Source organism: Collinsella aerofaciens, assembly GCF_040915425.1.
Lineage (GTDB): Bacteria > Actinomycetota > Coriobacteriia > Coriobacteriales > Coriobacteriaceae > Collinsella > Collinsella aerofaciens_BW.
The window spans coordinates 1-7,851 of the sequence record NZ_JBCPDN010000080.1 but is presented as its reverse complement, the minus strand read 5'-3'; the positions used below and the strand labels follow the sequence as shown (position 1 = coordinate 7,851).

The following is a 7,851-nucleotide window of genomic DNA, read 5'->3' as shown; positions in this document are numbered from 1 at the left end:
ATTTAGTGGTACGCATTAAATGTCGGATTCCGGCTCTACAAGATTTAGCTTTAAATATTATGCAGATGCGAATTATTCAACTTTGCATAATCTATGGGTGCGGCTTGCGCTCCAGGACATGTATATCGACTGAGGTAACACGTCCGCCCCGCTCGCTGGCCTCGTGCCGTGGTACGATTTTTGAGTTTGAAAGCCCCGCCGCGCTCCGGCTGCCCTTGCAGCTTGGCGTGCGGCCGCACGTAAAGGAGCCATCATGGCCGGTATGAACATGCAGCAGATGATGAAGCAGGCCCGCAAGATGCAGGAGCAGCTTGCCGCCGCGCAGGAGAACCTCAAGTCCCAGACCGTCGACGCCTCTGCCGGCGGCGGCATGGTCAAGGTGACCGTCAACGGCGAGATGGAGCTCGTCAACCTCACCATCGACCCCGATGCGCTCGATCCCGAGGACGTCGATATGCTGCAGGACATGATCATGGCTGCTGTCAACGAGGCCGTCCGCGGCGTCAACGAGCTCGCCAACAAGCAGATGGGCGCCATCACCGGAGGCCTCAACATCCCGGGCATGCCGTTCTAAGACACGCATATATATGAGTGCGAATCACAGTCTGCAAAAACTGCTCGATGAGCTGGGTCGTCTGCCGGGCATTGGTCCCAAGTCGGCCCAGCGCATCGCCTACTACCTGCTTGAGGCCGATGCCGAGGAGGCCCGTCGCCTGGCCGAGGCCATCCTGGAGGTCAAGCAGGAGGTCCACTTTTGCAGCCGTTGCTTTAACTACGCCACGGCCGACGAGTGCTCCATCTGCCAGGACCCGATGCGCGATACCACTCGCATTTGCGTGGTGGGCGAGCCGCGCGACGTCCAGGCAATCGAGCGCACGGGCAGCTACCATGGCCTGTACCATGTGCTGGGCGGCGTGATCAGCCCCATGGACAAGATCGGTCCCGAGCAGCTGCACATTCGCGAGCTGCTGGCGCGCCTGGGCCACGAGGACATCCACGAGGTCATTATCGCTACCAACCCCAACATTGAGGGCGAGACCACGGCGAGTTACCTTGCTCGCACCATCAAGCCATTGGGCGTTGAGGTATCGCGTCTTGCGAGCGGACTTCCCGTGGGCGGCGACTTGGAGTATGCCGACGAGCTTACGCTTGGCCGTGCTATCGAGGCCCGCCGCGCGATCTAGGCGGCGTCAGCTCCGCGGCATCTCCCGTCGGCCTGCCGCACGGGGCGCTCATAATTGGGTGCGCGTTCATACATTTGTTGTGCAACAAACCTGCTTTTCATCCGCTTATCGCGTGGATGGGTCCGGTCGCACCTCGTATTTGCCCATTCGTTGCGCAACCTTTTGGGTTCGCTGATACACTCAAATGTGGATTCGAATGAATGCGCCGCTCCCGAGCGGCGTGTTTTTGTTGGAGGAGAGCGCATGCGGCCCGGTGGCACTCAGACAAAGCGCGGCGCCGCGGTGCGCATGCGACGCCGGCTAGGCCTGGCGCCTCGGGCGTACGCGCTGCTATCGTGCTCGCTGGTGCTGGTTATAGCTGGCGTTTCTGCCTATGGCATGACCGTGCCGTCCATGATGCAGGCGCATGCCGCACGCGAACCGCGCGTGGGGCATGAGGTCAAAAGTGACCTGGGCACCACGACTGGATATGCTTGGGCAAGTGTGGTCGCGCATATTGTGTTTGGCACCGACGATGCGGACGGCGCCGAGGCCCCGGACAACGAAGTCACGCTTGCCAATGGCAAAACCATCGTGCTCACCAACACCAAGATCATCGATCGGTTGTCCAACAATAGCGTGGCGGCAACGGTGAATAAGGTCGAGCAGCAGAAGGGGCAGGACGCCCAGCAGTCCGGAAAGCCCGGTAGCTCGGATACTTCTGGCTCCGGCTCGGATTCGTCGAGTTCGGGCGGCGGCTCTGGGTCGGGTTCCTCTACCGGAGGGTCTGGAAACGGTGGTTCGACGGGCGGCAACACTGACAACGATGCAAACTCCGGTGGCCTTTCCGCTGCTGAGGAAGAGGGCATTCACAGTTGGCTTGTGACCAAGTACAACATGCTCGACAGTTACGTTTCTCGTGCCAATGACGTGGTCTCGACCTATAACTCTACGGGAGATCCCAGGCCGTGCGACAGCCTGGTCGGGGAGATGTTTGTCATTCGAGCCGAGTTTGGTCGTCAGACATTCTCGCCCCGGTCAAAGTGGTATCAGCAGTATGCCAATCTGTGGGGCTGTTATACCAACCTATGTCAATGGGTCGGCCATTACGGCGATGATGACGTCGCGCTCGGTAACTTCAACAATAACGTGGCGGCGCTTGCCCTATGATGACCGATCTTGCATCCACCACACCACAATCGCTCGGTCGCAATCCCATGGTCGGCCTGCGCCTGGCGCGTGTCGACGAGTTTGAGCCGGCCATTGCGCTCGGTCAGGACGAACTGCCTGCCTATCTGCGTCGTTTTACGATGCTGTTTGCCGACGATGCCACCATGCGCCGTGGCGGTATCGGCCGCGTGACGCGTGCCGTCAACGCCCAAGGCGAGGCCGTGGCACTCAAGCAGCTCATCTTGCCGGCGCGCGATGAGTTCGACGACGATGCAGATCACGAGGCGCTGGTCGCTAAGTTCAAGGCGGCGTTTCGCGAGGAATATGAATGTCACCGCGCCCTTTCGGGCCTTAAGGGCTTTCCCCGTCTCTATGGCTGGGGCGAGGTCGACGGTGTGCCTGCAATTGTCATGGAATGGGTCGAGGGCGAGACGCTTGCCCGCTTGCGTTCGCGACTTGCCGTGGACGATGCCGGACGCCTGTCGCCGCTTGTGGCGGCGCGTCTGGGTCGCGACCTGTTCGATCTGCTCTGCCGTATGAGCCTGGTGGGCGAGGGCTTTGTCCATCGCGATATCTCGCCCGCTAATATTATGGTGCGCACGGCGCGTCTACCGCTTGACCGGCAGCTTGCCGAGGGCACCTTTGACCTGTGCCTGATTGACTTTGGCTCATCGCTGGCGCTTGAGCCTGCGTCGGCCGTGGCCGGTACCGGCGGCAAGGCATCCTTTACCGAGCGTTATGCCACGCTGCGTCGCGCGACGGTTGCCTATGCCCCGCCCGAGATGCTCACCGACGATATTCCCGACCTGCGTGCTTTGCGTATGTCGCCGGCGATTGACGTCTATGCCGCGGCAAGCACGGTTTACGAGCTCATTGCCGGCGTCGCGCCATACGAAGCCGCGCCGAGCACTTCGGGCGCCTCGGGTTCGCGCAAAAGGACGCGCGACATCGCGAGCCCCTACCGTCTTAAGATGGACACGCGGCCCGACTATCCCATTGGTGCCCATGCGCCCGGTTGCGATTTGACTCAGCTGCTTCGTCGTGAGCCCGATGTGGCGCTCGCCGCGGTCGAGCAGGCCCAGCAGCTAGGGCTTGAGCCGGATTCCGAAGAGCTACGCGATGCGCTGGCGTTTGTCGATGCCCAGCTGTTCGACGTGGTGATGGCCTGTCTGTCCAGCCATCAAAAAAATCGTCCCGAGCCGGCGGCGGTCGAGGCGGCGCTCTCGGCGTTTTGTGACCACTATGCGCAAAATGTCGGTCGTTCGCTCCGCGGCGAGCCGCTCACGCCGTGCCCCATGGATGCGTCCGGCCGCGCGGTTCGTCGCGCGCTGATGGTCGGCGCGACGGTCGCCTGTGGCGTGGTTTGGGCTGTGGTCGTGGTTTCGGCCGCGCTGCTGGCGTCGGGCGCTCGCGTGACGGCGACTTTGGGATCGCTCGTGTGGTCTGGGTCGCTACCGGGTATTATTGCCGCACTGGCGTTGGCGCTGCCAGGCATAGCCGGCGTTGCCGCGGGGGCACTTGCGCGCGATCGGCGCTCGGGCTTCCTGCAGGGTGTGCTTGCGCTTTCTGCCTGCGAGGTTCCGGTGCTGGTTGTGGCTGCATGTAGCGTATTTTCCCAACGCGCCGTGATGGGCGGCCTTGTTGCCGCTCTGGTTGCAACCTATACGCTTACGTGGTTTTTGCTTGCGATGGGCTTTGCCTTTGAACTTCCCGTTTCGGCACCGCGACGCACAAAAGCCCAGATGGCGACTCCGCTTGCCGGTGGAGCCGCAGCTGCCCGTACTTTTGGCGGACCTGTCGAAGTATCGTCCGATTCTATTTCTACGACCAAGGAGGCCTAGGTCATGGCATCTCAAGTTGAGCTCACCCCATGCGGGGCCATGTTTGACATCTTTAAGCGCGCGGCGCATCTGAGCCATATCGAGCTGTGCGGCTTGGTGCTTTCGTCCCGTCCGCTCGCCGACGGCCGCAGCCCGCAGAGCCGAGCCGCCGATCGCTCTTGGGTTTCCCGCTTTATCGTTCGCGCGCCGGTCGGCACGCTTCAGCAGCGCTACTTTGCCGAATACGGTACCTCGGCTGCGCGTATTATGTCGCAACTGGCCCTGCGCCAGCGCAATCCCATGGACTCCACGGCTGTGATCAATATGGTGTGCGGTCCTGCAGGTGAACCGATGGTACGCGCGCTCGAAGAGTGCCACCAGGACACGAATCTCTATCGCAACGCGCTCGATCGCCTGTCCCAGGCGGCGGAACTCATGCCCGCCGAGCGCGCCGAGGCCGTGCTGGTGCTGTTTGTCGCCGTCGGTTGTTCGGCGGATGTGCGGTCCTCGGTGAACTATGCCATCGACTACGCGCACGCGACCTGTGGCGGAGGCACATCCACGCCGCGTTCGCTTGGCATGTCGATGACCGCGGGCGAACGCGAACCCGCCCCGGCGCACCCCTTGGGCTTGCTGCGCGTGCAAAACAGTTTTGTCGTGAGCGCCCCGCGCTGGATTCAGCCGAGTGAGCAGGGTGTTGAGATTGGCGCGCTGGCCACTGGTGAGGGCGATATTACCGACGTCGGCGACGATGTCTCGGCCCGCCATGCCCATATCTGGTGCGATGCTCAAAATATCTGGCACGTCGAGGACTTGTCGTCCACCAACGGAACCGTGGTGGTAAACGGGGCCACGCGCGTCTGCATTCAGGTCGAGCCCGGCCGTTCCGCCCAACTCAATCCCGGCGACGAGCTCAAGCTCGGCGAATCCACTACCTACGCCATTCTCTTCGGTGCCCTCTGGCCAACCCCTCGATAAGTTGCGGTGAAATAGTTCTTGTTTAAGGCTACGAACAGCAAAAAGGCGACAAAAGGCAAAGGATTTGGTGGGTGTAAAACGAGGTCGTTTGCGGGCGGACGCTCCAATCTATTGTGGCAATCGGGCGGTTGAAAAAGATATTTCAACCGCCCGATTGCCAGATTCGTCGGAGGAGATGTCCGATTCCGACTCTCTTGCAGGAAGAGCTTGAGATCGTATTGGCCCAAGGCAATCTAAAGCAGTCTCATTGGCAAATCTTCGCTCCTGTTGTGTTGAGGTGTAAGGTATCAGTGATTGATGTTTTGTGGCGGGTAGATTGGGGCCTTCCTTGATTCGATGCGTTCTCTCGAGGTTCATCAGAGCAAAAGGGGCTTTCGTCTTCATTGCTATCACGGTGATTGGAACCGCTCTCTCCTATGCCATGCCATACGTGAACGGGAAATTCTTAGATTTTCTTCTTGGTAACCGCAGCGAAAGAGACGCCGTACTCTTCGCACTCCTGGTTGCGTCAATAGGAGTTTTCTCCACCCTCTTTACTTATTTTGCAGGAACACTTTCCATTCGCATAACCACGAGACTTTCCTTTGATCTTCTCAGGGAGGCCGTCTTGCGTTTTGAAAGAGACGATTACTTGGTGAGCCGGACCATCGATCCGGCCTATACAACGCAACGGATTATTTCCGACTCCAGCGTGGTCTCATCCTTCGTTTTGGCGAATTTTATCAGTGCGCCGCTGTCCATTGTAGCCATTCCCATCGTATTGCTTATCATATGGTCAATTGATTCAACTCTCGCGGTGTTTTCCATCATTCTCCTCATCGTGTATTTCTGTGTAATTACTGGGTTGAGGAAACTTTTGTATAGGGTCACGTATGAGAAGAAAGAGGCGGACAGCGCCTTTTACGCCGCAATTGCATCGCAGCTTAATCAGATTCTCAACATTCAACTGACATCTTCGTACGGCAAGAGCGAACAAGCGCTCGACGCTGGGTTTAAGAGCTATTTTCCCAAAGTTTTGCGCTCCGGAAAGCTATCATATTCTCTGACATCGCTCGATGGTCTTTTCGCAGCGTTGTTTCAAGCGGTGATACTTGTTGTTTCCGGAGTACGAATCATTAACGGAACTATGTCAATAGGCGAGTACACTATCATCGGTACATACTTCGCGGTTCTCTTTAAGACTTTGAAAAGTATGATGTCATTGTTCAAATCCTATCAGGACGCCAAAGCATCATGGGATAGGACGGCTATCGCGACGAGGGAAAAGGCGAGATCGGGGTGGAATCGGACCGATTTGGCGAAACTTGATGGAATAAATGACATTTCGGTATCTGATTTGGAATTCTCGGTTGTCCTTCCAGACGGATCTGTCCGAGAGGTCCTCGGCGGGTTTTCTTTCAAGTTTTCCGGTCCTGGTACATATTGCATAGTTGGGGAGAACGGAAGAGGCAAGACGTCACTTCTTTACTTGATGCTCGGGCTATACTCATCGAAAGGCAAAGTAAAATACAACGGTGTGCCAATCGAAGAATGCGACTTGGATTACATACGTGCGAGAGAGATATCGTGCTGCCCACAGTCGTGCTTCGCGCCGGACGAAACGGTGAAAGAGCTGTTAGAGTATTTCGACACGCCCTTTTCTCCCTATCACCGGGGTGTAGATGACCTACCTTCGCTGGAAAACAGCGTGAAGGAGTTGCTCGGGAAACGTTGCTCCGCGCTTTCGGGCGGTGAGCTGCGCCGCGTGTACTTATGGTCGGCGATTTCACGCAAGTCGTCAGTTTTGATGCTCGACGAGCCCACGACTGGGTTAGACGCTGTAAGCCGCGCCGAGCTTGCGGCCTATGTTAAGCGCAACAAGCAAAGCCAGCTGATCATCGTTGTCTCTCACGATGACGAGATGGTCGGCGCGGTAGAAGGGGTAGTGGATTTAAGCAGCATGTACCAGGGTAAATGCTGACAAGTGTAGTGCTACCCAACTGGCAGAGATAACAAAAAAGCGATGCAGATGCACGTAGCATTCAGGCGGTTCGGACTCGGTGCCTTCACGCCATCGCAACGCTTTCAGATATAGTTCTCGTTCTCTTACTAAAGGAAACTTTAGTCTACGTCGTCTTGTCGAGACAGAGGTGAAGTGAAGTGTTGTCGCGACGTATCTTATTCCAGGTGGCTCAGTATCAGCGCGAGAATCGCACCAAAGTGTACTTACGATTCTCGTGTCCCACGGACAATATGAGCTGAGCATTGAGGTTCCGCCCTTTGCTGCAACTACACGGGGTTGGACGGCAATAAATATGCCGGGCCACATGCCACGCGCAGCGGGGGTCCATGCCCCAGTATGTTGCCTACAGCAGCCTCGATGTCCACGCACGCATCATCTCTGCCTTCGCGTTCAATCCGTTTGCCGGAGAGTGCGAGGGTTGCAAGGCCGTAGAATTCGAGCCGAACAAATGAAATGCGGTATCAACGCATAGGATTAAACTGACGATTGCTTTGCACCGAGAATACGCCTGGAAAGCCGCTATAGGTGGCGGCCCGGGTTAAATAGAGAAGCCCGTCCGATCACTTTCATGTGGCGAACGGTCGGGCTTCTTATTCCACTTGCCAATGCTCGGCTCATATTGGAAGAAAGCTACGCTAATGGGGGGTGCGGACGATTTCTTGGACCGCGCCTAGGCGTATCCAAGCTTCCTGCGGTACTCCATCGGGCTCAGCCACCC

6 protein-coding genes are annotated in these 7,851 nt (G+C 57.9%); all 6 read left to right on the top strand.

Going from position 1 to position 7,851, the window contains the following annotated elements; translation table 11 throughout:
- The first annotated feature begins 253 nt into the window (after nt 1–253).
- Nucleotides 254–574 carry a YbaB/EbfC family nucleoid-associated protein gene (locus tag AB5164_RS09245; RefSeq protein WP_006235174.1) on the top strand — a complete coding sequence of 107 codons (321 nt, stop codon included), beginning with the start codon at nt 254–256 and terminating at the stop codon, nt 572–574.
- 13 nt (nt 575–587) lie between these two features.
- Nucleotides 588–1,184, top strand: a complete 597-nt coding sequence (recR, locus tag AB5164_RS09240) for a recombination mediator RecR (protein ID WP_006235173.1) — start codon at nt 588–590, stop codon at nt 1,182–1,184.
- A gap of 243 nt (nt 1,185–1,427) precedes the next feature.
- The gene (locus AB5164_RS09235) at nt 1,428–2,333 is read left to right on the top strand and encodes a hypothetical protein (protein WP_368143239.1); all 906 of its coding nucleotides are present in this window, start codon (nt 1,428–1,430) and stop codon (nt 2,331–2,333) included.
- Nucleotides 2,330–4,174 carry a serine/threonine protein kinase gene (locus AB5164_RS09230; protein WP_368143240.1) on the top strand — a complete coding sequence of 615 codons (1,845 nt, stop codon included), beginning with the start codon at nt 2,330–2,332 and terminating at the stop codon, nt 4,172–4,174. Before AB5164_RS09235 ends, AB5164_RS09230 begins: the two co-directional genes overlap by 4 nt.
- Before the next feature lie 3 nt (nt 4,175–4,177).
- Entirely contained in the window at nt 4,178–5,131 is a 954-nt protein-coding gene (locus AB5164_RS09225; protein WP_368143241.1) for an FHA domain-containing protein, read from the top strand.
- Between the two features lie 328 nt (nt 5,132–5,459).
- A complete protein-coding gene (locus AB5164_RS09220; protein WP_368143242.1) occupies nt 5,460–7,091 on the top strand; it encodes an ATP-binding cassette domain-containing protein in 1,632 nt (543 codons plus the stop codon).
- Nucleotides 7,092–7,851 lie beyond the last annotated feature (760 nt).